The organism is Curtobacterium sp. MCBA15_005 (genome assembly GCF_001864855.1).
In the GTDB taxonomy this organism is placed as follows: domain Bacteria; phylum Actinomycetota; class Actinomycetes; order Actinomycetales; family Microbacteriaceae; genus Curtobacterium; species Curtobacterium flaccumfaciens.
Window position 1 is genome coordinate 97,114 of the sequence record NZ_MJGL01000002.1, and the last position, 26,995, is coordinate 124,108.

Annotated in this window: 25 protein-coding genes and 1 pseudogene; 16 read left to right on the forward strand and 10 right to left on the reverse strand. The window is 71.4% G+C overall.

From position 1 onward, the window contains the following. Positions 1-511: 511 nt before the first annotated feature. From BIU89_RS01015 to BIU89_RS01040, 6 genes are all read right to left on the reverse strand, one after another. Positions 512-1,051 carry a hypothetical protein gene (locus tag BIU89_RS01015; protein ID WP_071244306.1) on the reverse strand — a complete coding sequence of 180 codons (540 nt, stop codon included), beginning with the start codon at positions 1,049-1,051 and terminating at the stop codon, positions 512-514. A gap of 117 nt (positions 1,052-1,168) precedes the next feature. Beyond that, positions 1,169-1,438 (reverse strand): hypothetical protein, encoded by a 270-nt coding sequence (locus BIU89_RS01020; RefSeq protein ID WP_027466436.1) that lies wholly within the window; start codon positions 1,436-1,438, stop codon positions 1,169-1,171. A gap of 15 nt (positions 1,439-1,453) precedes the next feature. Then, positions 1,454-3,697, reverse strand: a complete 2,244-nt coding sequence (locus BIU89_RS01025) for a TNT domain-containing protein (protein WP_071244309.1) — start codon at positions 3,695-3,697, stop codon at positions 1,454-1,456. Further along, entirely contained in the window at positions 3,694-4,077 is a 384-nt protein-coding gene (locus BIU89_RS01030; RefSeq protein ID WP_051596903.1) for a DUF6507 family protein, read from the reverse strand. The genes BIU89_RS01025 and BIU89_RS01030 overlap by 4 nt, the downstream gene beginning before the upstream one ends. A 1-nt stretch (position 4,078) precedes the next feature. Then, positions 4,079-4,396, reverse strand: coding sequence for a pore-forming ESAT-6 family protein (locus BIU89_RS01035; protein WP_027466434.1), 318 nt, complete (start codon positions 4,394-4,396; stop codon positions 4,079-4,081). A 29-nt stretch (positions 4,397-4,425) separates the two neighbouring features. After that, positions 4,426-4,761, reverse strand: coding sequence for a WXG100 family type VII secretion target (locus tag BIU89_RS01040; protein WP_027466433.1), 336 nt, complete (start codon positions 4,759-4,761; stop codon positions 4,426-4,428). A gap of 98 nt (positions 4,762-4,859) precedes the next feature. Between BIU89_RS01040 and BIU89_RS01045 the strand changes: the two genes are divergently transcribed. Genes BIU89_RS01045 through BIU89_RS01080 form a run of 8 tightly spaced genes read left to right on the forward strand, consistent with a single transcriptional unit; the run spans position 4,860 to position 14,561 of the window. Continuing rightward, positions 4,860-5,972, forward strand: coding sequence for an FHA domain-containing protein (locus BIU89_RS01045; RefSeq protein WP_139178713.1), 1,113 nt, complete (start codon positions 4,860-4,862; stop codon positions 5,970-5,972). After that, positions 5,969-7,078: a DUF6177 family protein gene (locus BIU89_RS01050; RefSeq protein WP_071244314.1), complete on the forward strand. Its 1,110-nt coding sequence runs from the start codon at positions 5,969-5,971 to the stop codon at positions 7,076-7,078. The genes BIU89_RS01045 and BIU89_RS01050 overlap by 4 nt, the downstream gene beginning before the upstream one ends. Beyond that, positions 7,062-7,340: a hypothetical protein gene (locus tag BIU89_RS01055; RefSeq protein WP_051596901.1), complete on the forward strand. Its 279-nt coding sequence runs from the start codon at positions 7,062-7,064 to the stop codon at positions 7,338-7,340. The genes BIU89_RS01050 and BIU89_RS01055 overlap by 17 nt, the downstream gene beginning before the upstream one ends. Further along, a complete protein-coding gene (locus tag BIU89_RS01060) occupies positions 7,337-8,704 on the forward strand; it encodes an EsaB/YukD family protein (RefSeq protein ID WP_071244317.1) in 1,368 nt (455 codons plus the stop codon). Before BIU89_RS01055 ends, BIU89_RS01060 begins: the two co-directional genes overlap by 4 nt. Before the next feature lie 2 nt (positions 8,705-8,706). Beyond that, positions 8,707-9,561: a hypothetical protein gene (locus BIU89_RS01065; RefSeq protein ID WP_027466430.1), complete on the forward strand. Its 855-nt coding sequence runs from the start codon at positions 8,707-8,709 to the stop codon at positions 9,559-9,561. Further along, the gene (gene eccCa / locus BIU89_RS01070; RefSeq protein WP_071244320.1) at positions 9,558-13,622 is read left to right on the forward strand and encodes a type VII secretion protein EccCa; all 4,065 of its coding nucleotides are present in this window, start codon (positions 9,558-9,560) and stop codon (positions 13,620-13,622) included. Before BIU89_RS01065 ends, eccCa begins: the two co-directional genes overlap by 4 nt. Beyond that, positions 13,612-13,956, forward strand: a complete 345-nt coding sequence (locus tag BIU89_RS01075; RefSeq protein WP_071244323.1) for a hypothetical protein — start codon at positions 13,612-13,614, stop codon at positions 13,954-13,956. Before eccCa ends, BIU89_RS01075 begins: the two co-directional genes overlap by 11 nt. After that, complete coding sequence (locus BIU89_RS01080) at positions 13,953-14,561, forward strand: hypothetical protein (protein ID WP_139178715.1); 609 nt, start codon at positions 13,953-13,955, stop codon at positions 14,559-14,561. The genes BIU89_RS01075 and BIU89_RS01080 overlap by 4 nt, the downstream gene beginning before the upstream one ends. 73 nt (positions 14,562-14,634) lie before the next feature. Here the strand turns inward: BIU89_RS01080 and BIU89_RS01085 are convergent, their stop codons facing one another. The 4 genes from BIU89_RS01085 to ptsP all read right to left on the reverse strand — a co-directional run bounded on the left by BIU89_RS01085 (position 14,635) and on the right by ptsP (position 19,589). Next, complete coding sequence (locus BIU89_RS01085) at positions 14,635-15,792, reverse strand: mannitol-1-phosphate 5-dehydrogenase (RefSeq protein WP_071244328.1); 1,158 nt, start codon at positions 15,790-15,792, stop codon at positions 14,635-14,637. Next, positions 15,789-16,226, reverse strand: a complete 438-nt coding sequence (locus tag BIU89_RS01090) for a PTS sugar transporter subunit IIA (protein ID WP_071244331.1) — start codon at positions 16,224-16,226, stop codon at positions 15,789-15,791. Before BIU89_RS01090 ends, BIU89_RS01085 begins: the two co-directional genes overlap by 4 nt. A gap of 88 nt (positions 16,227-16,314) precedes the next feature. Continuing rightward, the gene (locus BIU89_RS01095) at positions 16,315-17,862 is read right to left on the reverse strand and encodes a PTS mannitol transporter subunit IICB (RefSeq protein WP_027466425.1); all 1,548 of its coding nucleotides are present in this window, start codon (positions 17,860-17,862) and stop codon (positions 16,315-16,317) included. A gap of 68 nt (positions 17,863-17,930) precedes the next feature. Beyond that, positions 17,931-19,589, reverse strand: coding sequence for a phosphoenolpyruvate--protein phosphotransferase (gene ptsP, locus BIU89_RS01100; RefSeq protein WP_027466424.1), 1,659 nt, complete (start codon positions 19,587-19,589; stop codon positions 17,931-17,933). A 251-nt stretch (positions 19,590-19,840) separates the two neighbouring features. Between ptsP and BIU89_RS01105 the strand changes: the two genes are divergently transcribed. The 8 genes and pseudogenes from BIU89_RS01105 (at position 19,841) to BIU89_RS01140 (ending at position 26,961) form a co-directional block, all read left to right on the forward strand. Then, entirely contained in the window at positions 19,841-20,611 is a 771-nt protein-coding gene (locus BIU89_RS01105; RefSeq protein WP_027466423.1) for a DeoR/GlpR family DNA-binding transcription regulator, read from the forward strand. 69 nt (positions 20,612-20,680) lie between these two features. Then, positions 20,681-20,953, forward strand: a complete 273-nt coding sequence (locus BIU89_RS01110; protein ID WP_022905912.1) for an HPr family phosphocarrier protein — start codon at positions 20,681-20,683, stop codon at positions 20,951-20,953. A 127-nt stretch (positions 20,954-21,080) separates the two neighbouring features. Further along, the gene (locus BIU89_RS01115; RefSeq protein ID WP_071244335.1) at positions 21,081-21,923 is read left to right on the forward strand and encodes an exodeoxyribonuclease III; all 843 of its coding nucleotides are present in this window, start codon (positions 21,081-21,083) and stop codon (positions 21,921-21,923) included. Between the two features lie 41 nt (positions 21,924-21,964). Next, positions 21,965-22,975, forward strand: a complete 1,011-nt coding sequence (trpS, locus tag BIU89_RS01120) for a tryptophan--tRNA ligase (RefSeq protein ID WP_071244338.1) — start codon at positions 21,965-21,967, stop codon at positions 22,973-22,975. Between the two features lie 2 nt (positions 22,976-22,977). Next, positions 22,978-23,532 carry a GNAT family N-acetyltransferase gene (locus tag BIU89_RS01125; protein WP_071244341.1) on the forward strand — a complete coding sequence of 185 codons (555 nt, stop codon included), beginning with the start codon at positions 22,978-22,980 and terminating at the stop codon, positions 23,530-23,532. Positions 23,533-23,587: 55 nt separating this feature from the next. Beyond that, positions 23,588-24,703 (forward strand): bifunctional diaminohydroxyphosphoribosylaminopyrimidine deaminase/5-amino-6-(5-phosphoribosylamino)uracil reductase RibD, encoded by a 1,116-nt coding sequence (gene ribD / locus BIU89_RS01130; RefSeq protein ID WP_071244344.1) that lies wholly within the window; start codon positions 23,588-23,590, stop codon positions 24,701-24,703. Between the two features lie 29 nt (positions 24,704-24,732). Further along, positions 24,733-25,362: pseudogene (ribA, locus tag BIU89_RS01135) on the forward strand (GTP cyclohydrolase II); the annotation flags it as partial. Between the two features lie 219 nt (positions 25,363-25,581). After that, positions 25,582-26,961 (forward strand): MFS transporter, encoded by a 1,380-nt coding sequence (locus tag BIU89_RS01140; RefSeq protein ID WP_071244347.1) that lies wholly within the window; start codon positions 25,582-25,584, stop codon positions 26,959-26,961. The last annotated feature ends 34 nt before the right edge of the window (positions 26,962-26,995 follow it).

Genomic DNA, 26,995 nt, shown 5'->3' on the forward strand with positions numbered 1-26,995 from the left:
GGGAACCGGTCTCGAGCGCGCACTGCTCGATGCGGTCCACGGGAACACGCGCCACCGTTGCGAACGGCAACGAAACGACCCCTCCCGAACCAGGCACGGTGCGGGGCGCCGTGCGCCGTCCACCGGAGCACGTTCAACGTGGACTCGACCGTCGACGTCATGCCAGCGGGAAGCTCCTGGGGGTGATCAATGCAGCCAGTGGGCGCGTTCGAGGTCAGCTCGATCTCGGGTGACACCAGCGGCAGAGGACGCGATTCGACGCGCAGCATCGTCACCGTCTCCGTCTCTGAACACGACATCTGTCCAGTCTCCCGAGCCTCGGTCGCCTCGCCATCCCAGGACTTCCGAGTCCTGCACGACGTAACGCTCCAACGTCTCGTGATCGCCGAACTCCACGAGCGTCGGCTCGGTGACGCCCCGCTCATGCCCAGCACTGCGCAAGAGGACCACGAGCACCTCGAGGCACGGTATTGCGGCGTAGTCCGATGGATCAGCGGCACGACGGAGTCGTTCAGCGCGAAGCAGCGGACGCCGCGGCCGCGAACGCCGAGCGGGCGTCGAGCTGGAGCGCGCACTCTTCGATCTGGTTCAGCGGCACCCGTGCCACGGCCGAGAACTGCACCGCATGGGCCTCCGGGAGAGCGCCGCCGAAACGGACTCGGTGTTCCGTTCCCGATGCGCTCCAGGTGAGGAGAACACCGGCGCCGTTTTGCTCCATAGTGAACCCTTCGGGGAGTTCGTGCTCTTGGTCGGGAAGCCAATCTGCGATCGGCAGGCCACGAGCTTCGCGAATGTACCCACTCGCGTCCGCGACGATCCACAATTCCGCGTCCGTGGCCGACCCGAACCGTGTGCCGGTCAGGGCGCCACGCCCCCGGTCTCCACGCCACTCCTCGACCGACGTGCCTGACACCGAGTACCGCTGCAGTGTCTCGTGATCGCCGAACTGCACCCTTCGCGGTTCACACGTGACGAGGTCGTTTCCGGCACGCAGCAGGACGTCCTCGAGGTACTGGAGGTCGGCGAACTCGCCTGGTTCACTGTCGGTCAACTCAGGATTCTCAATCTCTTGAGGTCGGTGACGGAAACGATCTCAATCTGCAGACGACCGTCCGGCTGTCAGAAGGGTCCTCGACCAGGCCCAGTCAGAACGGGCATCAGACCTGCGCTAGTGCCCGAGGAGCTTCTTGCGGAGCTCCTTGTACCGTACGGACCCTTGTACGCGGCTCACGAAATCGTCGACGGCCGCGGAGCGGTCCGAATAGTCGTCGACAGATTCCTCGGTGCTCCGTTCATTCGTCGTGGAGACCCGCCATCCGTCTGCTGTCTCGTAGATGCACGGGGTGTTCACATCGTTGGAGGGCCGCCGCATCCAGCAAAAGGGAACGCCCGCGGCCTCGGCGACGGCGAGTTCGCGCATCACGTCGATGTCATCCATGAGTTCGTCCTGTTCTCAGTGCAGAGGAATTTCGCGGAGTACGCCGAGGACCTGGAGGATCTCGACCGGCAGCGGCAGTTGTACCTGCACTCCGCCGCCCGGAGAGCCGAAGCGACCGACTGCTGCGATCTCACCACGATACGCACCGAGGGATCCGAGGTCGTCCGCCGTCTTGTTGCGCTGCTGGAGCAGTGCGTTAACGAGTTCCTTGTGGTCCCCGTCCAAAGCGTCGTACGCGCCCCGTAGATCGCCGACGTCGTGGACGACCTCGTACTGGTGGTACTGGTTGGCGTCCTCCAAGTAGGGCAGACCGCGTTCATCGTACGGGTACGGGCCCCCGTCGGGGACTGGCGACGTGAAGCGTCCGTCCGGAGGTCCGTATCGGTCGAGCACAGATCCGACGGGCGGATCGTAAGGAGCACGGTCGACCGTCCCGTCGCCCCTCGAGGCGAAACCGTCGTTGTCGACGCCGTCCCAGTTGATCTTGCCGTCTGGGGTGAGGACTTCCGGGCCCTTCGGGATCTGGACGTCGTGCGGCCACACACCGGACGACTCGAACTCTCGTGCCAGTGCGCCGTCGCGCGGCCACTGAGATTCGAGGTAGTCGTGCAACTGCTCGGGCGACAGACTACTCTCGGCCACCAAAGGACCGACGTTCTTGCCCTCGGAATCGAGCGCGACGTGCGAGTAGGCCTCCGAAACCGTGCCCTGATCGTGCGAGCCGTCCGGGGAAGTGCCGCCGGTGCCGTTGTCGGCGCCCGTGCCGTGCCCGGAACCGTCGTGCCCGGCCGAGTCCCCACCGTGCCCGGCCGAATCGCCCCCGTGCCCTGCCCCGCCGTGCGACCCCGACGTCGAACCGCCGTCGCCTGTCGTCGTCTCACCGTGCTCCCCGCGCCCACCGGCCCCCACGAGCGCCGGCTCCCGCTCCCGCGCGTGCACCGTCGCGTCGCCGCCGTCGGCCCGCGCGTTCGCGTCGCTCCCCGCCCGCACGTCCGTGTCCGCCTCGGTCCGAGCCGGCGGCACCTCGACGTCGGTGTCGCCGTGCCGTCCGTGCAGGTAGTCACCGAGCCCGGTCTTGAAGTCGGCGAGGCGCCCGGTCGACCCGACCGCGTCGTCACCGACACCCTTGGTCATGATCGTCTTGAGCTCATCGAGCCTCGGCAGCACCTTGGTCAAGCCCTTCGAGACCCACGCGCCGGCATCGACGAGATCGAGGTACTTCCCCGCCTTGCCGACGGCCCCCGCGACTTCGCCGACCTTGCCGACGGCGCCGAGCTTGCCCGCCTGCCCGACGATCGGGACGACGATCGAGCCGATCCCCCACAGCGCCTGTCCGGCGGCGCGACCGGGGTCCCTGCCCCATTCGTCCCAACCGACGGTGGCCTTCCCCAGCTGGGTCCACGCCTCGCGCTGGAGGTCGGGGTCCTTCTGCATGGTCTTCGTGTTGAAGCCGGTGAGGGCGAGGACTCCGCTCCACGACGTCGCCGCGGTCTCCAGGTGGAAGCCCGTGCCGTCCAGACCGACGAGGGTGCCGAGTCCCTTCACGGTGCCCCAGACGCCGTCGACGGCCACGCCCGTGAGCATGTTCGGCAGGAAGTCGACGGTCTTCTCGGAGCACGATTCCTTCCGCTCCGACGCGGTCCCCCACGGCAGCTTCGTGCCGGCGGGCAGTTTGTCGTACCCGTAGGCGAGGGCGTCATCCGCGCCACTGCCGCTCATCGCGTGCAGCGGTTGCAGGCCGGACAGCCCGCGGATGGTGTTCGCGCAGGTGCGCTCGGCAGCCTGGTACGCCACCACCTGGGCGGTGACGCCGTTGATGATCGCGTTGTTCTCGTCGGTCAGGGTCTCGTCCTGGTCCCAGGACTCGACGGTCGCGTTGTTGCCGTACTCGGTCGTCGCGGTCTTCGGGGTGAACGCGTCGACGTCGCGGTGCAGCTGCTCGGCACGCGTGACGTACGCCTTGAGCGCAGCGACGATCGGTGTGACCTCGGCGACGAACGTGTCGAGCGCCTTCGCCGCGGCGTCCAGGTCGTCGCCGAACGTCGTGCCCTGGGGCCCGATGGGCGTCATGACCGCGAAGAGTTCCTGATCGCTCGGGCCCTCGTAGGAACCGGAGATGCCGCTCCAGGCGGTGACGATGTCGGCCGTGCCGTCGCGGACGGCCGACGCGACGGTCCGCAGCGAAGCGGCGCCGCTCGTGATCGCCTCGAGCTGGACGTCCGTGTACGGGATGGCTCCCGTCTTGACGACGCCGGTCACCGGTCGAACATCCCGTCGAACGCGCGGAAGTCGCCGTTGGTGGACGCCGTGACGGCGTTCGCCTGTGCCGTGGCAGCACCCATCTCGTCATCGCCGTCGACGATGGCACGTGTCGCGCCGGCAGCGCCGTAGAGCGACGCCTGGATCCGGTTCTGGATCCCCGTCAGTGTGGCCTGCCGGTGCTCGAAGAACCCGGCGAGCGCCTCACCGATCACCGGTGACTGTGCTGCCGTCGCGGCGTCTTGCACGACTTCTCCGACGCCCTGGATCGATCCGTCCGCGGATCCGCCCAGAGCGTTGTTCATGGTCGTGGTCTTGGTCGACACGTCCGTCAGCACGGCCTCGACCCCGGCGGGGTCGACCCGCCATCCGTCGACCACGTCAGCCGATGTTGCCGACGGCCGACTTCGCCTTGCTGATGGCCGACTGCGCCGACTCGTCGTTCGACTGCAGCGATGCGCGCAGCGTCGCGATGATCTGCTTGACCTCGCCGGCGACGGTGTTCCACCGCTGTTCCTTGGCGTGGTACTCGTCCGAAACGCCGTCGGCCTGGTAGTCGGCCATGGCTGCCTTCACGTCCGAGTCACGCTGCGCGATGAGCGACTCGAGCTGCGCCGCGACGGCGTTGAAGTTGTCCTGTGCGTTCTGCGAAGCCGCGACGTCGTAGTCGCGACGATCTGCCTGGTTGCCACCGCTCATGGTGTTCTCTCCCTCTCCCCGAAGATCCGTCAGGCGCGGCCGCTGAAGCGGGCCGCGTCGAAGTTCGAGCTGCCCTCGAGCGAGCTCGTGGACTGCGCCATGTCCTGGTCGCCTTCCTGGAACGAACGGTCCATGCCCGAGATGCCCTGCAGCACGCTCGCGAGCGCACCGTTCAGCTCGTTGGCGATGGTGTCGGTCTCGGCCTTGAAACGGTCGAAGGCCTGTCGACCGGCACCGTTGAAGCGACCCTGCAGCGGCTCGGCCGAGTCGGCCAGCTTGCGCACGAGCGTCCCCAGGTCACCGGAAGCACCGGACGTCTGCTTGGTCAGGTTGGTCAGGACCTGAGCCCCCATCGCGAACTTCATCGCGCATCCTCTCCGTCGTTCCCCCACCCCGAACGGGTGACAGCGAATACACGCAGCGTAGACCACGTCCGCCGCGCGCGTCACCCTCCGGTTCTGACATGATCGTTCCTGCCGAGGGGAGGTGGGGCATGTCGTCGATCGTGGTCGAGTCCGTGGTACCCGTGCTGACCTGTGGTCGCTGCGGGGTCGCGACGAGCCAGGGCCAGCGCTTCTGCACCGACTGCGGTGCCCTCCTCGGGCGCACGATCGGCTCCGCCGAGTACGACGCCGTGCAGGGCGTCGCCACGGCCCCGGCCGGTGCTGTCGTCCTCGCCCGGCTGGTGGACGTCGTCGTCTGCCTGCTCGGCGGTGCCGCCGGCGCCGCCCTCCTCTTCCTCGCCCACACCGCGGTCCCCTCCTCCGACCCCGTGGGCACCGCCGTCGCCGGAGCGGTCGCCGGGCTCGTCGTGACGACCGCGATCGTGGTGATGCGTGCCTCCAGGACGGGCCGCGGGCCGGGCGGGCTGCTCCTCCGTACCCGCGTCGTCGACGTCGACGACGCGCTGCCCGCCGGGCCCGTCCGACAGCTCGCCCGGCTCGGTGGCGGTCGGCACCGACGTGCGCCCGGAGCCGGCCCCTGGGCCGCGGCGACGGGCACGCTGACCGCGTCACTGAACCGCGGACGCGAGCCGCTCGACCCCGCCGTGCCCGCGCTCGGCACCGCCTTCGGTGCCGCCGCGTCGGCGGGTGTCCGTCCGGGGTCGGCGCCGCTGCCTGGAGGCGCCGTGCAGGCTGGTCTCGACGCCACCCGTCGCGCGGGGTTCGGTCCCACCCCCGCGGCCGGGTTCGCGGCGGTGCCCGCGCCGACCGCACCGGTGGCCGACGACTCGGTACCGCCCGACGCGGTCGTCCTGCGGTTCGACTCCGGCGCCGTGCACTGGTTCGACGGAACCTGCGTGATCGGCCGGAACCCCGAGGCGGAGCCAGGTATCGCCACGGTCGCGGTGCCGGATCTGTCGCGCACGCTCTCGAAGACGCACGTGGCACTCGTGCAGGCCGGCGGAGTCGTCCTGATCCGTGACCTCGGTTCGACCAACGGCACCTCGGTGGTCCGTCCGGACGCCTCGTTCGAGGACCTCGTCCCCGGCGTGGACCTGCCCGTGCCCGCCGGTTCGACGGTCCGGATCGGCGACCACGCGTTCGTGGTCGCCCGGATCGGGGCCACGACGTGAACCCGCTCCGACACGACACCGCCGAGGACGACCGTCCGGGCGCGACGCACCCGCTCGTCGACTCGGCGGGCGACGGCAGCATCCGCTACGAGACCCGCGCGGCGATCGTGCGGCTCGGACGTGCCCAGGCGGACCTGCTCGCCACCGCGGCACGCGGGGGCGCCCGCCCGATCCTGGTGACCGACGGCCTGTCCGTCGTGACCGAGGCCTTCCGCCAGGCGTTGCTCGACTGCGGCGGGGCGTGGGTCGTCCGCGGCGACGACGGCCTGCGGAACGGACTCGACGGCGGACGGCTCGACGACTTCACGGACGCGCTCCGGACCGGCCCGCCGACCTCGGTGCAGGACGTCGCCGTCGGGTACCTGCGCCCCTGGACGCCGACGGCGGAACACATCGTCGTCTCGGTGTCCGTCCGGCACCGGGCCGCGGACGAGACCGTCCTCGGGGCCACCACCGAACTCCTCGCGACGGAGCTCGCCGGGGCGGCACCGACCGGCTGGGGGACGCACGAACCCGCCGGTCAGGCGTGGGACCGGCACACCCTCACCGAGGCCGCTCGCTCGCGGATGCCCGACTCCACGCGGTTCCTCGCCGTCGGTTCGCCCGACGCGCCACTCGCGGTGACGATCGCCGCGCAGCGCACCGAGCACGGCGTCGAGGAGCTCACCACCGGGCTGCTCGCGGTCGGGGCACTCGGGGACACCGTCTCCGAGATGCGGGTCGCCGCCGTCCCGCAGGTGCTCGGGCGGCTCGCCACGACGCAGCTGCCGCTCTTCGCCCTGGTGCTCCGGCGCCCGGGCCGCGCGGACCTCGCGCAGGCGCCGCGACTGTCCCCGCCCCCGCTGCCGGTCGCGATGCTCCTCGGTGCGCCGGCCGTCCGGCAGCTCGACCTCGACGTCGAGGCGATGCGCGACCGCTTCGGCGCCGTCATCGCCGGACGCCCTCGGATCCCGGCGCTCGTGCTGCCCTTCGGGCGGCGGCAGGACCGCAACCCGGTCGACGAGCTGGCCGACGTCATCGACCACATCGGGCCCGACCGCGTCGCCGACGCCGTCGGGATGGACGACCGGACGAGGGAGCAGGTGCAGCGTGCCGCGGAACAGTGACTCGATCCTGCTGGAGAGCGTCTCGACGCACCGCCGACGACTCCGGCAGGCGTTCGTGCTCGGTCGCCTCGCCGACCGCCGGTTGGTGAACGACAACGTCAAGCGGTTCATCGGCAGCGTGGTGCTCGCCGCGGTCGTGGGGGTCGGGTGCCTCGGGTACTCCTTCGTCACGAACGCGCTGGCGCAGCAGGCCGCCCAGCAACAGGCGCAGCAGACACCGCGACCGGTGCCGACCACGCAACCCCAGCAGGAGACCAATTGAGCGACTTCACCCGCGTGACCGTCGTCGGTGTCGGCCGCCGTGCAGACGTCGTCGTCGCCTCCGACGAGCCGTTCGCCGCACTGCTGCCGCGGCTGGTCGACATCCTCGACGAACCGATCGCGGACAGCGCGCAACCCGTCGCCCTCGTGCGCGTCACCGGTGAAGAGGTCTCCCTGGCAGCGGACGCCGCCACACAGGAGATCGCCGACGGCGAGGTCCTGCACCTCGTCCGTCGCGCCGACGCACCACCGCCGCCCGAGGTCTCGGACGTCACCGACGCCGTCGCGGACTCGCTCGGCCGTCGTCGCGACGGCTGGGGCACCGCCGCACGCTGGTCCGTCGCCGCCGCCGCCGTCGGGGCCACCGCCTCGGTCGCGGGCACCCTCGTGGTCGCCGCGTTCACCGTCGCCTCGGTCCGAGCCGCGTTCGACGGCGGGACCGTCTCCCCCGCACTGTTGCCGTCCGTGCTCGTCGGCAGCGGCGTGGTCCTGGCGATCGCGGCGCTCGTCGCGGGTCGTGCCGGGGCACGCTGGACCGGCATCGCCCTCACGGCCGCGGCCACCGGGCTCGCGCTGCCGATCGGGCTGGCCGTCGGACCGGTCGTCGGGCGGGACGGCGACCAACCCGCGATGGTCGCCGCCCTGGTGCTCGTCTGGGCGTGGATCGCGCTCGGCCTCGGACTCGGCGTCGGACAGCGCACGCGGACGATCGGCGTCGCGGCCGTCGTCGGCGTCGTGCTCCCGCTGCTCGGCATGCTCACCTGGCTCACTCCGGCGCCGCAGACCGCCGGCTGGGGCGTGGTCGGGATCGCAGCCATCGCCGTCTGCGGGCTCCTGCCCTCGGTCGCGATGTCCTCCGCCGGACTGACCGGCCTCGACGACCGTGTGAGCGGCGGCGAGCCCGTCGCTCGCGCCCGCGTCGTCACGGCGCTCGAGGACGCGTACCGAGCACTCGACTGGACGACCGCCGCGGTGGCCGCCCCCATCGCCCTCGCCGGCGCCGCACTCGTCTCCGACCGCGACCCCTGGGCCGTCGGGCTCGGCGCCGCGGTGGTCGTCGTCGCCGCACTCCGCACCCGCGCCTTCCCGCTGACGCTGCAGGGCGTGCTGCTCTGGAGCGCCGTCGTGGTCGCCGCGGTGCTCGGGCTCCTCGGTCACGCCACCACCGCACCGTTCCAGGTGCTCGGCGCGCTCGCAGGCCTCGGGGTGCTCGGAGCCCTGCTCGCCGGGGTCCGGCCGGCCGCACACCAGCGAGCGCGCCTGCGGTCGCTCGGCAACGTCCTCGAGACGATCTCGGTCGTCGTGGCACTGCCGCTGCTGCTCGGCACCTTCGGCCTCTTCGCCGCACTCCTGGAGACGTTCTGACCATGCGGCTCCTCGACGACGTCGTCCCCGCGCTCGGGCGGGCGTTCTTCGGCAGCGTGGCCGGTGGTGCACGCGAGCTCGACGATGCGCACCGGGCCATCCGGCAGGCCGTTCCCACCAGTCGGCGCATCGCGTTCGCCTCGCTCCGGGGCGGCACCGGCTGCTCCGTGACCGCGGCAGCCGTGGCGACCGTACTCGCCCGTCGACGCTCCGGACGGGTGCTCGGCGTGGACGGTGCCGCCGGGCTGCGCTCGTTCGCCACCCACGCCGGCGCCGACCGGACGGACCCGACGCCGCGGTCCGAGCGCCGCGACGCCGCCCGGACGTCCTGGGACGCGACCGACGGTCTGGCGGTGACCCCGTCCGGACTGCACGTGCTGCGGATCGGCGACCCGCGCCTCCCGAGCCGACAGGCCGCACCCGCCGAGTGGACCGACGCCGTCGAACCGATCGCGCGGTTCTTCGACGTCGTCGTCGGGGACTGGGGGTCCAGGAGCCCGTTCGTCGACCTCGGCGCCGTGGCTGCCGATGCCCACGTCGTCGCCCTCGTCACCGGCCCGGACCGCCCCGCCATCGAGGAGGGCGTCGCCCACGCCGACGCCGTCCGGCGGCACGCACCGGACACGCGCGTCCTGGTCGTCCCGGTCGACACCACGGGGGCTGGCCTCCGGGCCGCGCGCACCGCCGTCCGGTGGCCCGGGCACGCCGTCCACCCGATCCCGGGCGACCCGAGCGTCGCCGGGGGCGGCGAACGCCCCACGGCCTCGCGGATCGCGCTCATCCACCTGACGGCAGCGCTCGTCGACGCCGCGGTCGACCGTCGCACCAGCCGCACGACCCCGGAGGTCGCCCGGTGAACCGCGTCGTGCACCGGCCCGCCCGGGTCTCCACCCCGCTCGTCCGTCCCGAGGCCGAGCAACTCGCCCCGCCACCGCAGCTCCCGGAGGGGCCGAGTGGCGGCCTCCCGCTGCAGTCGCTGCTGCCGGTCGTCGGTGCGATCTCGTCGGTCGTGATGATGGTCGTGCTCCGGGGCAACAACCCGGTGCTCATGGTCGTCGCCGCCCTGGTCTTCGTGGTCGCCCTCGTCGGCGGGCTCGGCATGGCCTTCACCCAGCGGGGCAACGCCGTCCGGAACCGGCGGACGCAGCGCGAGCGGTACCTCGACTACCTCGAGGAACTGCGCGGCGACCTGCGGACGCGCACGACCGCCGTCCGCGAGCGCGCCGAGCACGTCGACCCCTCGCCCGACACCCTCCCCCGTCTCGTCGGTGACCCGGCACGCCTCTGGGAACGGCGGCGCACGCACGGCGACTTCCTGCGGGTCCGCGTCGGATCAGGTGACGTGGGGTGGCTCGACCTCGCCGTGCCGCCCGACCAGAACCCGGTGCAGCCGCTCGACCCGCTCATGCTCGCCGAGCTCGAGCAGGTCGCCGAACACTACGGCACCGTGCACGCCATGCCCATCGCAGTCCGACTCGACGGCGCCGGGGACGTCTCGGTCGTCGGCGACCGCGACGCCGTGCTCGAGGTCGCACGGGCACTCGTCGTGCAGCTCGCAGCGCTGCACGCCCCGGACGACCTGCACCTCGCCGCGGCGTTCCCGGCGGCGCGCGCCGATGACTGGGACTGGTTCGACCTGCTCCCGCACGCACGGATGGACCGCACCTTCGACGGGCCGCTGCGCGCGCGCCGGGTCGCCGAGGACGTCCCGGCGCTCGCACGCACCCTCGCCGGCGAGCTGGGCGAACGCGCCCGGACCGCCGCGATGTACCGTCGATCCGGTGACTCGGCCAAGCGCAGCGACCTGCCGCGCCTGGTGGTGTTCGCGGACGAGCACGGCGCCGTCGCCGTTCCGCTCGCACTCCCCGAGGGCGAGACCCGGCCGGAGGACCTCCGGATCACGGTCGTGCACCTCGTCGCCGACCGGCTGCACGAACCGTCGGACGTCCGGGTACGGGTGACTGCGAGGTCGGACGCCCCGGGTGCCGACCATGGCACGGGCGCCGGATCCGGTGCACGCACGACGCTCCTCGAGATCGTCGACGCCCGCGACGTCGAGGAAGGTGAGCCCGCTCCGGTCCAGCTCGCCGTCTGCGACCCCGTCGCCCCGCCCCTCGTCACCGCCGTCGCGCGAGCGCTCGCACCCCTCCGACTGTCCGCCGACACCGAGCAGCGTGCCGAGTCGTCGGCAGCCATCGGCGTCTCGGACCTGCTCGGGGTCGACGACGTCGCCACGATCGACCCGGACCGCACCTGGCGCCCCCGAGCCCCGCGGGACTTCCTGCGCGTGCCGATCGGTGTCGACGACTTCGGCGCTCCGCTGCTGCTCGACCTCAAGGAGTCGGCGCAGCTCGGCATGGGGCCGCACGGCATCTGCATCGGTGCGACCGGATCCGGCAAGAGCGAGATGCTCCGCACCCTCGTGCTCGGCCTCGCGGTGTCGCACCCGCCGGAGGACCTCGCGATGATCCTCGTCGACTACAAGGGCGGTGCCGCGTTCGCCCCGTTCGCCCGCCTCCCGCACGTCGCGGGTCTCATCGACAACCTCGCCGACGACCCGCAGCTCACCCGGCGTGCTCGGGCGTCGATCGCCGGCGAGGTCCGACGGCGTCAGGAGATGCTGCGCGACGCCGGATCGGCGCCCTCCATCACGCACTACCGGGAACTCCGCACCCAGCGACCGGACCTGCCGCCGATGCCGCACCTCGTGCTCGTCATCGACGAGTTCGGCGAGCTGCTCACCGCGGAACCCGAGTTCGTCGACCTGCTCCTCATGATCGGGCGCATCGGACGATCGATCGGCGTGCACCTGCTGCTGTCGAGCCAGCGCATCGAAGCCGGCAAGCTCCGCGGCCTCGACACGTACCTGTCCTACCGGCTCGGCCTGCGCACGTTCTCCGAAGCCGAGAGCCAGGTCGTGCTCGACACGGGCGACGCGTTCCACCTGCCCGCCGTGCCCGGCTACGGCTACCTCAAGGTGGACACGAGCGTGTACACGCGGTTCCGATCCGGCTACGTGTCCGGCCCGGTCGAGGACGCCGCTCCCGCGTCGGCCGTCACCACGTCGTCCGCGGACACCGCCCCCGAGCCGTTCGAGCTGCCCGTCTACAACACGCTGGCGGCCGAGGACGACGCGCCCGGTGAGGTCACGCTCGAGGCACCCGACGTCGGGCGGAGCGTCGTCGACGAGGCCGTCGAACGCCTCGACCGCGGCGACCGCGACACCACGCCGGTGTGGCTGCCGCCGCTGCCGACGCGTCTCGCACTCGGCGCCGTCCTCGACCCCAACGCCGTCTCCGACCCGAACGGGGTCACGGTGCCGATCGGCCTGCTCGACGACCCCGCGCGGCAGCGACAGCGGCCGTGGATGCTGGACCTCACGCGGGGCGGCGGACACGTCGCCGTCATCGGAGCACCCGGATCCGGCCGGACCACGTTCCTCCGCACGCTGGCCGCATCGATCGCGCTGACCACCACGCCCCGGCAGGTGAGCGTCTACGGGATGGACCTCGCCGGCGGCGGCCTCGGTCGCATCGAGGGCTTCCCGCACGTCGGCGGTGTCGCCACGCGTGCCGACCGGAACCGCCTGCTCCGGCTGGTCGAGGAGCTGCAGGCGATGATCCGCCTGCGCGAACGGGTGTTCCGCGACCACGGCATCGACTCACTCGCGATGCTCCGCACCCGGCACGCCGCCGGCCGTGTCCCCGAGCTGGGATCGGCGGACGTGGTGCTCCTCGTCGACGGGTTCGGCGTGATGCGCACCGAGTTCGAGGAGCTCGAGGACGCCTTCGCCGACCTGCTCCAGCGCGGCGGCAGCTTCGGCATCCACGTCGTCCTCGGGCTCACCCGGTGGAACGAACTCCGGCTCGCGAGCCAGCCACTGATCGGCCAGCGGTTCGAACTGCGCCTCAACGACCCGGCAGACTCCACGATCGCCCGCGCCGCCGCGGCGACCCTGAAGTCCGGCGAGCCCGGTCGAGTCCTCACCGACGGCGAGTTGTTCGGCCAGGTGGCCCTGCCGGTGCTCGACGACGTGGAGGACGGTGTGGTCGGCGACGAGCTCGGCGCCCTCGCGCAGCGGGTCGCCGACAGCTGGGGCGGCCCGGCTGCCGCGCCGATCCGCCTGCTGCCGGAGTCGTTCGACCCCGCCGAGCTCCCGGACCCGCTCGACACCCCGACGACGGTCCCGTTCGCACTCCGCCAGGACACGATGGACTTCGTGGCCTTCGACCCCGCCGTCGACCAGCACCTGCTGGTGTTCGGTGACACGGCCAGTGGCAAGACCGCGCTCCTCCGGGGGCTGGCGGCCGGGTTCATGGAACGTTCGACGCCGGACGAGCTCGTCCTCGCCTTCATGGACGTCCGCGGCAGCGCTGCGGCCGGGACGCCTGACGACTTCCTCGGCGGGCACGCGGCGAACGGCCGGGACGCCCGGGGGCTCGCCGCGGCCATCGCCGCGGAGCTCGAGCAGCGCGCCGCCGGCACGTCCACCGGACCACGGCCCCGCATCGTGGTGCTCGTCGACGACTACGACATCGTCGCCTCGGCCGGCACCGACCCGCTCGCGCCCCTCATGCCGTACCTGCCGTCGGCGCGTGACCTCGGACTCCACGTCGTGCTCACGCGGCCCGTCGCCGGTGCCGCTCGCGCGATGTACGACACCGTGATCCAGTCGATCCGCGACTCGGGTGCGACCGGGCTCGTGCTGAGCGGCGAACGGTCGGAGGGGCAGGTGTTCCCGAAGGTCTACGCGGAGCAGTTCCCGCCCGGCCGTGGGCGTCTCGTCCGACGCGGGACGCCCCCGCGCATCGTGCAGGTCGCCCACTTCCCCACGGCGACGACCGTCGCCCCGGCGCAGGCCGACCCCGCCGGTCAGACGACCGTGCTCGACCCGAAGGGAGCCGTCGATGCCCCGTGAGGTGAACATCCTGTCCGCTGCGGCTCCCTCGTCGCTCGCACTGGTCGAGGCCGGAGCGCAGATCGCGCCGGATCTGCGGGTGCGAACGCTCGACCGCGTGGTCACCGAGATCGTCGACGACCGCGGGCGGGCCGTCCTGAGTGTCCAGATGCCCGAGCGTGTCGAGAACCCCGCCGAGATCGCACGACTCGCCCCGTGGGCGACGCGCGCCGCGCCCGTCTGGTGGACCGAGGCCTGGGTTCCGTGGGGGCCGACGGGCGAGGTCGGTGTGGCGATCGTCCAGGCCTTCGCAGCGTCGATCGACGCCCAGCTCCTCGTGGAGGACGGCGCGTGAGCACCACACCCCCGACCTCGGCTCCGCTGCCGCCCATGCCCGGCTCGCGGCGGGCAGCCGCGCAGCGCGCCCGGACCGTGCTCGTCGCCGGGGTCGCCGGCGGCACCGGGACGACGACCGTCGCGGCACTCCTCGCCGATGCGGTCGGCGGACGTCTCGGCGTGGTGGTCCAGGCGACGGACCACTCCGGTGGCGAGCTCGCCGCACGACTCCCCACCCTGCAACCGGCCACCTCACGCGTGACGGTGCACGACATGGGGGCGCACGTCGGCCCTGCCGCCGTCCTCGCGGCGACGCCGGAGAACTCCCTCGTCGTGGTCGGGCGGGCCACCGCCGACGGTGCGGCGGACGTCCGGGCAGCGCTCGCGTCCATCGCCGATGCTCCGGACCCGACCCTCATCGGGCGATCGGTCGTGGTGCTCGTGGACCGCGGCGCGGCGCACGATCCGGTGGACACCCGTCGGCTGAGCGACACCGGGGTCTCGGCGGTCCTCGTGCTGCGCGCCGACCGCGCGCTCGGCCGTCCCGGTCGGGTCCAGGTGGGAGCGATCAGCGACACCACGATCACGACGGTGTCCGGTCTGCTCACGGCCCTGGGCTGGTAGCCGCGACCGGTGGACGAACGGGAGGCCCGTCACCAGCTGGTGACGGGCCTCCCGTTCGTCCGTGCTGACGTCGTCAGGCGCGCGCGGACCGGATCCGCTCGGTGAACGCAGCGTGCAGCGGGTGCTCCGCAGCGAGACCGGTGATCTGCGTGGCGACGTCCGCGTCGGACGCGTCCGACGCCAGCAGCGCCTGCAGTTCGACGCTCTGCTCGTCGTCCGCGACGTCGAAGCGGAGTGCCGCACCCATCGCGTCCAGCAGCGCCGTCGGCTCCGTGCCGTCCTCGGCCAGCGCGGCGGCGGGCGAGACGAACCGCTCGTCGCGCGACAGCTTGCGGAGCGGCTGGCGACCGACGCGGGTCACCGTGTCGGGCAGGTGCGGGTTCTCGAACCGGCCGATGATCGCCTGCACGTACGCGCGGTGCACCTCGGGGTCGAGCTCGTGCCGGCGGATGAGCAGGTCGCTCGTCTCGGCGAGCACGGATTCGAGCTCGGAGCGCACGGCGGGGATCGCGATGGCGTCCGAGATCTTGTCGGCCCCGGCGACGAAGCCGTGGTACGCGACGGTGGCGTGCCCGGTGTTCACCGTGAAGAGCTTGCGCTCGATCGATGCGGCGAGGCCGTCGACGTAGTGCGCGCCGGGGATCTCCGGCTCGTTCCCACCGAACGGCGTGCGGTCGATGGCCCACTCGAAGTAGGTCTCGACGGTGACGTCGAGTCCGCCGCCCTCGGGCTGTGCGGGCACGATGCGGTCGACGGCGGTGTTCGCGAAGACGGCCTTGGCCAGGGCGGCGTCGCGGCCGTCCTCGGGCAGGGCAGCGACGATGAACTCGCGCAGCCGGTCCGTGGCGTTCAGCGCGTTCTCGCACGCCATGACGGCGATCGGTGCGGCGTCCGCGTCACGGGCGACGAGCGCGCGCGCGATGACCGGGGCGATGAACCTCAGGACGTTCGGGCCCACGGCGCACGTGACGATCGCTGCGGTCGCGATCTCGGCGACCACGCCGTCCTCGTCCTGCGCGCTGTTCAGTGCGCGGAAGTTCGTGACCTCGTGGTCCTGGGCGCCGGCCCCGACCTCGTGCACGGTGTACGAGTCGGCTGCGGCCAGGGCGTCGATGAGCGGGGCGGCGACGTCGGCGAAGACGACCTCGTACCCGGCCTTGTGGAGCAGGAGCCCGACGAAGCCGCGGCCGATGTTGCCGGCGCCGAAGTGGACGGCGGTGCTGGTGCTCACTCGTTGACCTCGCCGAGGATCGACAGGATCGCGGCGGTGTCGGCGGCGTCGGTGAGCTTCTGGACCTCGTCCTCGTCGGAGAACACGATCGCGATCTTCGACAGGATGTCGAGGTGCTCGTTGTTCACGCCGGCGATGCCGACGACGAAGCGCACGGGGTTGCCGTCCCAGTCGATCGGGCTGGCGTAGCGGATGAACGACAGGGCGGACGACTTGATGGCGTCCTTCGCGTCGTTGGTACCGTGCGGGATGGCGAGGAAGTTGCCCATGTAGGTGGACACGCTCTTCTCACGCTCGAGCATGGCCGGGTAGTAGTCGGCCGTGACCGCGCCCGCAGCCTCGAGGATCTCGGCCGCCTCCTTCATCGCTTCCGACTTGGTCGGCGCGGTGTCCTCGGTGTGGATGCGGATCTGGCTCTCCTGCAGGACGGGCATCGGGGGTTCTCCTTGTGTTGAGGACGAGATGGAGGGGACGGGTCAGCCCCGTCCCCTCCGATACTGCACTTCGTTACTGGTTGTGGCGTTACTGGTTCTTCAGCTGCTCGACGACCTGGTCGTACTGCGGAGCGTTCATGAAGTTGCCGACCGACACGTGCTGCGCGTTCGGGTTCTTCTGCTTCGCGCGGTCCGTCAGTTCTTCCTGCGTGATGATCAGGTCCTCGTCACCGGACAGGTTCGCGATCGCCTTGTTGGAGACCGTGACCCCTTCGATGCCCGCCTTCTTGATCTTGTTGCGCAGGACACTGGCGCCCATCGCGCTCGAGCCCATGCCGGCGTCGCAGGCGAAGACCAGGTTCTGGACCTTCGTCGCCGTCGCCGTGCTCGCCGAGCCGACGCCGCCGAGGGAGGCCTCGGCCTCTTCCTCGTTGGCCGGGGAGTTGTTGCCGAGCAGACCGGCGGTCGCCGCGTTGACGTCGCGGCCCTTGTTGGCCTGGAGCTTCGCCATGGCGGCGCTCATGTCTCCGTCGTTGCCTGCGGCGCGGTCGCGCTTGCGGGTGGCGAGGAGGAAGAACGCGGCGACCGCGAACGTCACCGCCGCCGAGAACACGACCGACAGGATGACGCCGACGAAGCTGTCACGGGGCGTGTTGCCGAGCACCGCGATGATCGAGCCCGGAGACGCCGGAGCGGTCAGGCCCGAGTTGAAGATGACGTTCGTCAGCACGCCGGTGCCACCACCGAGGATGACGGCGATGAACAGGACCGGCTTCTGCAGCACGTACGGGAAGTAGATCTCGTGGATGCCACCGAAGAACTGGATGATGATCGCGCCGGGAGCGGTCGAACGGGCGATGCCCATGCCGAAGAAGGAGAAGGCGAGCAGGATGCCGAGGCCCGGACCGGGGTTCGCCTCGAGCAGGAAGAGGATCGACTTGCCCGACTCCTTGACCTGGTCGACGCCGAGCTGGTCGAGCACACCGTGGTTGATGGCGTTGTTCAGGAAGAACACCTTGGCCGGCTCGATGAAGACGCTGGCCAGGGGCAGGAGGGAGTGGGTGATGAGGAACTCCACCGCGACACCGAGCGCGTCGGCGATACCGGTGAAGACCTTCGACAGCCAGAAGAACCCGGCCAGGAACAACCCGAACCCGAGGATGCCCGCGGAGTAGTTGTTGACCAGCATCTCGAAGCCCGGCTTGATCTTGCCGTCCCACAGGCGGTCCATCTGCTTGACCAGGTAGGCGCCGAGGGGGCCACAGATCATCGCGCCGAGGATCATCGTGGTACCGGAGCCGAGGATGACACCCATCGCGAAGATCGAACCGACGACGGCACCGCGGGTCTCGTAGACCATGCGGCCACCCTGGATCGCGATCGCGAGCGGGATGAGGTACGTCAGGATCGGGCCGACGACGCCGACGACGCTCCCGTCGCGGGAACCGCCGAGAGCCGCGACCGGCGTCCAGCCGTCCGGGATGAAGAAGGCCGTGATGATGCCCCACGCGATGAAGATCGCGATGTTGGGCATGACCATGCCGGAGAGGAACGTGCCGAACTTCTGAACGGCGACGCGTGCGCCGCCCCGCGACTTCGCGGGTGCGTCGGGCGCTGCAACGGACGACGTTGTCATGTGCGGTGACTTTCTGTGTGGTGGAGCTGCTGCGTGGTGATGGGAGGGGTGGTGCTGGGGGTGGTGGTTCAGGCGGCGTGCGTCGCGGCCGCGGCAGCGGACTTCGCGGCCGCCGCCGTGCTCGCGGCGAGTGCCGCCGTCGCCATCTCGCGGGCCTGTTCGAGCGTGTAGCGACCGAGTTCGGCGCGCACGTCGGCCAGGGCCGCGGGGGTCATCGAGAGGGTGGTGGCGCCGAGACCGACCAGGACGACGGCGAGCAGCGGGTCGGCTGCTGCCTCGCCGCAGATCCCGACGGCCTTGCCGGCGGTGGCGCCCGCGGTGCCGAGCTGCGCGACGAGGCGCAGGACGGCGGGGTGCCACGGGTCCTGGTAGGACGCGACGGTGCCGAGCATGCGGTCGGCGGCCATCGTGTACTGGGTCAGGTCGTTCGTGCCGATCGACACGAAGTCGGCGTTCTGGAACACCTGCTCGGCCATCAGCGCGAGCGACGGCACCTCGGCCATGACACCCGCGGTGCGGATGCCGAGTTCGCGGGCCAGGGTGACGAAGTACTCGGTCTCCTCGGCGTCGGCGACCATCGGGGCCATGACCCACAGGTCGGCCTCGGTCGCGGCGTCGGCCTGCGCGAGCGCGGTGAGCTGGTCACGCAGGACCTCGGGGTGGTTCCGCAGGGCACGCAGGCCGCGGCGCCCGAGGGCCGGGTTCTCCTCGTCCTTGTCGGTGAGGAACGGCAGGGGCTTGTCGGCGCCCGCGTCGAGCGCGCGCACGACGACCTTCTTGCCGGGGAACGCCGCGAGGAGCTGACGGTACGACTCGGTCTGCTCGTCGACCGTGGGGGCCTTCGGCGAGTCGAGGAAGAGGAACTCGGTGCGGAAGAGCCCCACGCCCTCCGCACCGAGAGCAACGGCGCCGGCGGCGTCGGCGGGGCTGCCGAGGTTCGCGAGCAGGGGCACGACGTGGCCGTCTGCGAGCGCACCCGCGGTGAGCGGTGCTGCTGCGGCGGCGAGGCGGTCGGCGATGCGCTGGTCGACCTCGGCCACGAGCGCGTCGGACGGGTCGGTCGAGACGGTGCCGGCCACGGCGTCGACGACGACGTGGACGCCGTCGGCCAGGTCGTCGGCACCGGTCACACCGACGATGGCGGTGATGCCCTTGGCACGGGCGAGGATCGCGGTGTGCGAGGTCGGGCCGCCGTCACGGGTGACGAGCGCCAGGACCTTCTCGAGGTCGAGCAGCGCGGTGTCCGCCGGGGCGAGGTCGCGGGCGACGAGGACGAAGGGGGTGTCCGACTCGGGGACGCCGGGGGCGTGCACGCCGCGGAGCTTGGCGATGATGCGCTGGGCCACGTCGTCGAGGTCGGCCGCGCGCTCCCCCATGTAGCCGCCCATGCCGACGAGCAGGTCGCGGAACTGGGCGAACGCCTCGTACACGGCACGCTCGGCGTTGGTGCCGCCGTCGATGCGGGTGTGCACGTCGTCGAGGAGCGTCGGGTCCTGCGCCATGAGCGCCTGGGCCTCGAGCACGGCCTGTGCGTCGCCGCCGGCGAGCTGTCCGCGCTTGTTGAGGTCGTCCGCCACGGCGGCCAGTGCGTCGTGCACGGCCTGCTTCGCGTCGTCGGCCGAGCCCACCAGGGCGTCCTTCGACGGTTCGCCGAGCGGGTCAGCCATCCGGAGCACGGGGCCGTGGGCAACGCCACGGCCGACGCCGGTGCCGAGCAGTTCGGACATTCGAGACTCCTTCATCTCACACGCGCTTGCGGTGGGGTGGATCGTTCGGTGCACACGACACGGGAACGGACCACGCCCGTGCGGCTGAGCAGCACACTACCCCGCTTCGCGTTGACAAACAAACACATCCGGGGATAAAAATACAGAAACAGATGCCCGTTTGCGTCTGGCGGATCGAACGCACGGGGCGACATCGCGGATGTCGTGCCCGAGCATGTCCGTTCCGTTCCGACCCGAGACGACGAGGTCCGATGTACGCACCAGAACGCCACCAGCGCATCGTCGAGCAGGCGCGCGCGCAGGGCCGGGTGGACGTCAAGGACCTGGCCGAGTTGCTCGCCGTCACGCCCGAGACCATCCGCCGCGACCTGACGAGCCTCGAGCGCCGCGGCCTCGTCCGTCGCGCGCACGGCGGCGCGATCCCCGTCGAGCGGATCACCCTGCACCCCGGCGTCGGTGACCGCGGCGGGATCAACCAGACCGAGAAGATGGTCATCGCCGAGGCCGCCCTGGCGGAACTGCCGGAGAACGGCTCGATCATGATCGACGCCGGCACCTCGACCATCTGCCTCGCCGAGCTGCTGCCGACCGACCGCGGGCTGACCGTCGTCACGCACTCGCTCCCCGTCGCCACCGCCGTCGCGAACCGCCCGGGCATCGACCTGCACCTGCTCGGCGGAAACATCCGCAGCGACTCCCTGGCCGGCGTCGGCACCTGGACGCACCAGCTCATCGGCATGGTCAGCGTCGACGTCGCCTTCATCAGCATCAACGGCATCACGCCGGAGCGCGGCCTGACCACCCACAACATGGCCGAGGCCGCCGTGAAGAGCGCGATGATCAAGTCCGCACGACGGAGCATCCTGCTCGCCGACCACACCAAGTTCGGCCGCGAGGAGTTCGGTCGCGTCGCCCCGCTCGCCGCGATCGACACGATCATCACCGACCCCGCCGTCAACCTCGACCTGGTCCGCGAGGTCGAGGCCGCCGGCACCGAGGTCTTCTGGCCCGGCCGACCCTGACCGTGCCCCGTTCCCGCCCACCCAGCGCTCGCTAGCATGAGCCAACCACCCATCGACAGGAGTACATCGATGTCCGAAGCCACCCGCACCGTGACCGTCGCCAGCGCATCCGGCCTGCACGCTCGCCCCGCATCCCTCTTCGTCCAGACCGTGACGGCGTCGGGGCACCAGGTCACGATCGCCAAGGGCGACAAGTCCGGGAACGCCGGCAGCATCCTCGCCCTGCTCGGGCTCGGCATCGAGAACGGCGACGAGGTCACCCTCACCGTGTCGGGCGACGACGCCGAGACCACGGCGGACAGCCTGGTCGAGTTCCTCAAGACGGACCACGACGCGGCCTGATCGCGCAGGTCGCGTCCTGCACGCGACCACAGGCCGGACGGGAGGCACGGTGCCAGCTGGCACCGTGCCTCCCGTGCGTCGGTGGGGGCGTCCAGGGCTGTCGGCACCCGCCGATAAGGTGTTCTGCATGACACGCCTGCGCCTCGCATCCGTCAACGTGAACGGCGTCCGCGCCGCCTTCCGCAAGGGCATGGGCGACTGGCTCGCCACCCGCGACGTCGACGTGCTGGCCCTGCAGGAGGTGCGCGCGTCGAGCGACGACCTGGCGGCGCTGCTCGGGGACGAGTGGGACATCGTGCACGACCCGGCGACCGCGAAGGGCCGGGCCGGCGTCGCGATCGCATCTCGACACTCCGCTCAGATCCACCGCGTCGCGCTCGGCCCGGACGACTTCGACTCGGCCGGCCGCTGGCTCGAGGCCGACTACGAGATCGGCGGGACGACCGTCACGGTGGTCTCCACCTACGTGCACTCGGGCGAGGTCGACACCCCCAAGCAGGACGAGAAGTGGAAGTTCCTCGACGCGATGACCGAGCGGCTGCCGGCGCTCCGCGAGCACAACCCGCTCGCGGTCGTCGTCGGTGACCTGAACGTCGGGCACGACGAGCGCGACATCAAGAACTGGAAGGGCAACGTCAAGCGAGCCGGCTTCCTGCCGCGCGAGCGCGCCTACTTCTCGCGGTTCTTCGGCGCCGACGGCGAACCGGTCGAGGGTGCCGACGGCTCCACGGGTCCCGGGCTCGGATGGGTCGACGTGGGCCGCGCCCAGGCCGGCGACGTCGACGGTCCGTTCACGTGGTGGTCGTGGCGCGGTCAGGCGTTCGACAACGACACCGGTTGGCGCATCGACTACCAGATGGCGACGCCCGACCTGGCCGCCAAGGTCACGGAGTACACGGTCGACCGCGCCGCGGCGTACGACCAGCGATGGTCCGACCACGCCCCCGTGGTCGTCGACTACGAACTCTGACCCCTCTTCTCTCGCTTCACCTGACGCACCGGAGCACCACCATGACCAAGACCCGCATCTTCTCGGGCATCCAGCCGTCCGCCGGCTCGCTGCACCTCGGCAACTACGTCGGGGCGCTCATGCAGTGGAGGACCCTGCTCGACGACTACGACGCCATCTACTGCGTCGTCGACATGCACGCGATCACCTCACCCCAGGACCCGGCCGAGCTCCGCGCGAACACCCGGGCCACCGCTGCGCAGTACATCGCGTCGGGCATCGACCCGTCCAAGGCGACGCTGTTCGTGCAGTCGCACGTGCCCGCGCACGCCGAACTCGCCTGGGTGCTGAACACCCTGACCGGCTTCGGCGAGGCGAGCCGGATGACCCAGTTCAAGGACAAGTCGGCACGCCAGGGTGCCGAGGCCGCGTCGGTCGGGCTCTTCACCTACCCGATCCTGATGGCCGCGGACATCCTGCTCTACGACACCAGGGTCGTGCCGGTCGGCGACGACCAGCGCCAGCACGTCGAGCTCACGCGTGACCTGGCCGGACGCTTCAACTCGCGGTTCGGTGACACCTTCGTCACGCCCGAGGCACGCATCCTGACCGAGACCGCGCGCATCTACGACCTGCAGGACCCGACCAGCAAGATGAGCAAGTCCGCAGCGTCGGACAACGGCCTCATCCGCCTGCTCGACGACCCGAAGCGCACGGCGAAGAAGATCAAGTCGGCCGTCACCGACGCCGAGCGGGAGATCCGGGCCGACCGCCAGGCAAAGCCCGGTGTGACGAACCTGCTGTCGATCCTGTCGGCGTTCACCGGCACCTCGATCGCCGCGCTCGAGGAATCGTTCGCCGGCAAGGGCTACGGCGACCTGAAGGGCGAGGTCGCCGACGCCGTCGTGGCCGAGCTCGAACCGGTCCGCGCCCGCACACTCGAACTCCTCGACGACCCGGCGGAGCTCGACCGGCTGCTCGCCGTCGGCGCCGACCGCGCCGAGTCGATCGCGCAGGAGACCCTGGCCCGCGTCTACGACCGCATCGGGTTCGTCCCGCGGTCGCGCGGCTGACCGTGCTGCCCGTCACGCTCGAGTCGGCGCGGGTCCGGCTCGACCTCCCCACCCGCGCCGACACCGCGGCGATCACCGAGGCCTGCCAGGACCCGGAGATCGTCCGGTGGACGACGGTGCCGACGCCGTACCGCGAGCAGGATGCCCGGACCTTCGTCGACGCCCTGGTCGGACCGGGGTGGGCCTCGGACCGCGAGTACACGTGGGCGATCCGACCGGCCGGTTCGACGCGGCTCGCGGGCATCATCAGCTACCGCACCGCCGGTCGTGACCTCGGGTTCTGGCTCGCACCGTCCGCGCGCGGTGCGGGACTCATGCACGACGCCGTCCGGCTCGTCGTCGACTGGGCGTTCGAGCAGGGCGCGCCGGACGTCTACTGGGAGTGCTACGAGGGCAACACGGCCTCGGCGGCGGTCGCACGTGCGGCCGGGTTCTCGTACACCGGCCTCGGCGCAGCCCGGGTTCCGGACCGGGACGGCGGCCCGACCACAGCGTGGACCGCACTGCGACGCGCCGACGGCACACCCGCCTCCGAGCTCCCGTGGCCCAGCGCCTGAACGCGCTCACAACCGTGGTGACGTGTCACCCAACCGCCGCCGGTAGGCTCGGCCCGTGAGCGACACGGCACGACCCACCGAGGTCCGGGCGATGCGCCGCGGGCTCGAACTCGCGGCCCTCGGGCCCGTCGTCGGCGACCACGCCCGCGTCGGCGCCGTGATCCTCTCCCCCGCCGGCGAGGTCCTCGCCGAGGGGTGGCACAAGGGCGCCGGCACCCCGCACGCCGAGGTCGACGCGATGGCCAAGGTCGATCCGGCACTGCTGCGCGGCGCGACGGCGGTCGTCACCCTCGAACCCTGCAACCACGTCGGGCGCACCGGGCCGTGCGCCGTGGCACTGCTCGACGCCGGGATCGCCCGGGTCGTCTACGCGATCGACGACCCCGGAGCCGACGTGCACGGCGGCGCCGACCGACTCCGCGCCGCCGGGGTCCAGGTCGTCTCCGGCGTCCTGGCCGACCAGGCCGAGGCGTTCCTCGAACGGTGGCTGCTCTCGGTCCGGCTCGGCCGACCGTGGGTCACCGTGAAGTGGGCTTCCAGCCTCGACGGGCGCGCCGCCGCTGCCGACGGCACGAGCAAGTGGATCACCGGTGCCGCCGCACGGCAGCACGTCCACGAACAGCGCGCCGCCCACGACGCGATCCTTGTCGGCACCGGCACCGTCCTGGCCGACGACCCGAGCCTGACCGCCCGCGGGGACGCCGGCGAACTCCTCGCCGACCAGCCGCTCGCCGTGGTGCTCGGTGACCGCCCGGTGCCGGCCGACGCCGCGGTCCGTCGGCACCCGCGCGGGCTCGTCACCCTGCCTGGACACGACCTGGCCACCTCGCTCGGTGCCCTGCGCGGGCACGGCGTGCACTCGGTGTTCGTCGAGGGTGGTCCCACGGTCGCCTCGGCGCTCATCGCCGCCGGACTCGTCGACGAGTACCTGGTGTACCTCGCCCCGGTGCTGCTCGGCGGACCCCGTGTCGCCCTCGACGACCTGGGGGTGGGAAGCATCTCCGAGCGTCGGCGGTTGGACGTACTATCGACCACCAGCCTCGGCCCCGACCTGCTGGTCCGAGCCCGACCGCACCGTCCGCAGCACCAGAACCAGCACCGCCAGCAACAGCAGCACGCGACACCCGGGCTCGGGAACGACGGGCCCACGAACGACCGGAGCACCCCATGACCGATGCGCTGACCTCCCCCACGCCGGGGAGCCCGGTCAAGTTCGAGGTGTCGACGAACGTGCCGACCACCCACGGCACCTTCCAGATGCGCGCCTACCGCGACCTCGTGACGAGCGCGGAGCACGTCGCGATCATCGGCACCCTGCCGGACGGCTCGATGCCCACCGACGGGGCACTCGTCCGAGTGCACTCCGAGTGCCTGACCGGTGAAGCCTTCGGGTCGCTGAAGTGCGAGTGCGGCCCCCAGCTCGACGCCGCGCTCGACACGATCGCCGCCGAGGGCGGTGTGGTCATCTACCTGCGCGGGCAGGAGGGCCGTGGCATCGGTCTCATCAACAAGCTCAAGGCGTACCGCCTGCAAGAGGACGGACTCGACACCCTCGACGCCAACCTCGCGCTCGGCCTGCCCGCCGACTCCCGCGCCTACGGCGGCGCCGCGGGCATCCTCGCCGACCTCGGCATCACCCGCGTCCGACTGCTGTCCAACAACCCGGAGAAGCGCCGCCAGCTCGAGGAGCACGGCATCACCGTCGACTCGCTCGTGCCGCTCGTCGTCGGCATCTCGGCGCAGAACGCCGGGTACCTGGACACCAAGCGCGACCGGATGGGCCACCAGTTGCCGGAGCACCTCGAAGCCGGGGCCGGCGCGGGCGCCTGAGCGCACGCCGGCGACGAGCGCTGCGGCCAGCTGACTCTGGGCTGATTCGCAGGCAGACGACATCTGTCGTATGATCGGGCTTCCGTCACAAGCGGTCCCCCTCAGCCGAACGCACCCGATCGGTGCCCGCGCCACCCCGCGCGAACCGATCGGTGTCCGCCGTTTCGGATCCTCGTGTTCCCCATCGGGAGCACGCAGCACGGAAGACCCCGCACTGTCATGACCGCCGCCCCGGCACCCGCAACGCCCACCTCCGCTCCGGCACCCGCCGGCAACCCGCGCTCCCGCGTCGTCATCGCGAGCCTCGTCGGCACGTCGATCGAGTTCTACGACTTCTACGTCTACGCGACCGCCGCGGTGCTCGTCTTCCCGACGCTGTTCTTCCCGAACGAGGACCCGACGGCCTCGCAGCTGTCCTCCTTCGTCACGTTCGCCCTGGCGTTCTTCGCCCGGCCGGTCGGGTCGATCATCTTCGGGCACTTCGGCGACCGGATCGGCCGCAAGACCACCCTCGTCGCATCGCTGCTCGTGATGGGCACCGCCACGTTCCTGATCGGCTGCCTGCCGACGTTCGACACCATCGGGGTCTGGGCCCCGGTCCTGCTCGCCGTGATGCGCTTCGCCCAGGGCGTCGGCCTCGGCGGCGAGTGGTCCGGCGCGGCCCTGCTCGCGACCGAGAACGCGCCGAAGGGCAAGCGCGGCGTGTTCGGCTCGATGCCGCAGCTCGGTGCCCCGATCGGCTTCCTACTCGCGAACGGCCTGTTCATCGCGATCAACGCGGCGATGCCCGCCGGTGCCGACGGCACCCCGAACGCGGACTTCCAGGCGTGGGGCTGGCGCATCCCGTTCCTGCTCTCCGCCGTGCTCGTCATCATCGGCCTCTACGTGCGCTTCAAGCTCGTCGAGTCGCCGGTGTTCCGCGGTGTGCAGGAGTCCGGCACGGTCGCGAAGGTGCCGCTCGGCCGGGTGTTCCGTACCTCGTGGCGGGCCGTCATCGTCGGCACCTTCGGCATGGTCGCCACGTACGTGCTCTTCTACTTCATGACGACGTTCACGCTGTCGTACGGCACCACCGGCGCCGAGGCGAGCGCACTCGTCCCGAAGGTCGGACTCGGCTACACCCGTGGCGAGTTCCTGACGCTGCTGATGATCGGCGTCGTGTTCTTCGGCATCTTCACCCCGATCGCGGGGCTGCTCGCCGACAGGTTCGGCCGCCGCAAGACCCTCATCCCGACCACGATCGGCATCGCGCTGTTCGGCCTGACGTTCCAGTTCTGGTTCGCGGCGTCGAGTGGGCCGATCACCGTGGTGACGTTCCTGATCGTCGGGCTCTCGCTGATGGGGCTGACGTTCGGTCCGATGGGTGCGCTGCTGCCCGAGCTGTTCCCGACGAACGTCCGGTACACCGGCTCGGCCATCGCGTACAACGTCGCGTCGATCCTCGGTGCGTCACTCGCCCCGACCATCGCATTGGCACTCTGGAAGCCGGACGGCGACATCTTCCTGGTCGGCCTGTACCTGACGATCGCCGCGGTCGTGACGCTGGTCGCGCTGCTCTTCGTGCGCGAGACGAAGTCGAAGGACATCGCCGACGCCTGATCGGCGACCACCCGCGGGACGGGAGGCCCGGTGC

Coding starts and splice junctions, on each gene's coding strand:
- BIU89_RS01140 (WP_071244347.1), top strand. CDS start 25,582: ATGACCGCCGCCCCGGCACCCGCAACGCCCACCTCCGCTCCGGCACCC.
- BIU89_RS01095 (WP_027466425.1), bottom strand. CDS start 17,862: ATGACAACGTCGTCCGTTGCAGCGCCCGACGCACCCGCGAAGTCGCGG.
- BIU89_RS01105 (WP_027466423.1), top strand. CDS start 19,841: ATGTACGCACCAGAACGCCACCAGCGCATCGTCGAGCAGGCGCGCGCG.
- BIU89_RS01035 (WP_027466434.1), bottom strand. CDS start 4,396: ATGAGCGGTGGCAACCAGGCAGATCGTCGCGACTACGACGTCGCGGCT.
- BIU89_RS01065 (WP_027466430.1), top strand. CDS start 8,707: ATGCGGCTCCTCGACGACGTCGTCCCCGCGCTCGGGCGGGCGTTCTTC.
- BIU89_RS01110 (WP_022905912.1), top strand. CDS start 20,681: ATGTCCGAAGCCACCCGCACCGTGACCGTCGCCAGCGCATCCGGCCTG.
- BIU89_RS01040 (WP_027466433.1), bottom strand. CDS start 4,761: ATGAAGTTCGCGATGGGGGCTCAGGTCCTGACCAACCTGACCAAGCAG.
- BIU89_RS01075 (WP_071244323.1), top strand. CDS start 13,612: ATGCCCCGTGAGGTGAACATCCTGTCCGCTGCGGCTCCCTCGTCGCTC.
- BIU89_RS01115 (WP_071244335.1), top strand. CDS start 21,081: ATGACACGCCTGCGCCTCGCATCCGTCAACGTGAACGGCGTCCGCGCC.
- ptsP (WP_027466424.1), bottom strand. CDS start 19,589: ATGTCCGAACTGCTCGGCACCGGCGTCGGCCGTGGCGTTGCCCACGGC.
- BIU89_RS01045 (WP_139178713.1), top strand. CDS start 4,860: ATGATCGTTCCTGCCGAGGGGAGGTGGGGCATGTCGTCGATCGTGGTC.
- trpS (WP_071244338.1), top strand. CDS start 21,965: ATGACCAAGACCCGCATCTTCTCGGGCATCCAGCCGTCCGCCGGCTCG.
- BIU89_RS01090 (WP_071244331.1), bottom strand. CDS start 16,226: ATGCCCGTCCTGCAGGAGAGCCAGATCCGCATCCACACCGAGGACACC.
- BIU89_RS01020 (WP_027466436.1), bottom strand. CDS start 1,438: ATGGATGACATCGACGTGATGCGCGAACTCGCCGTCGCCGAGGCCGCG.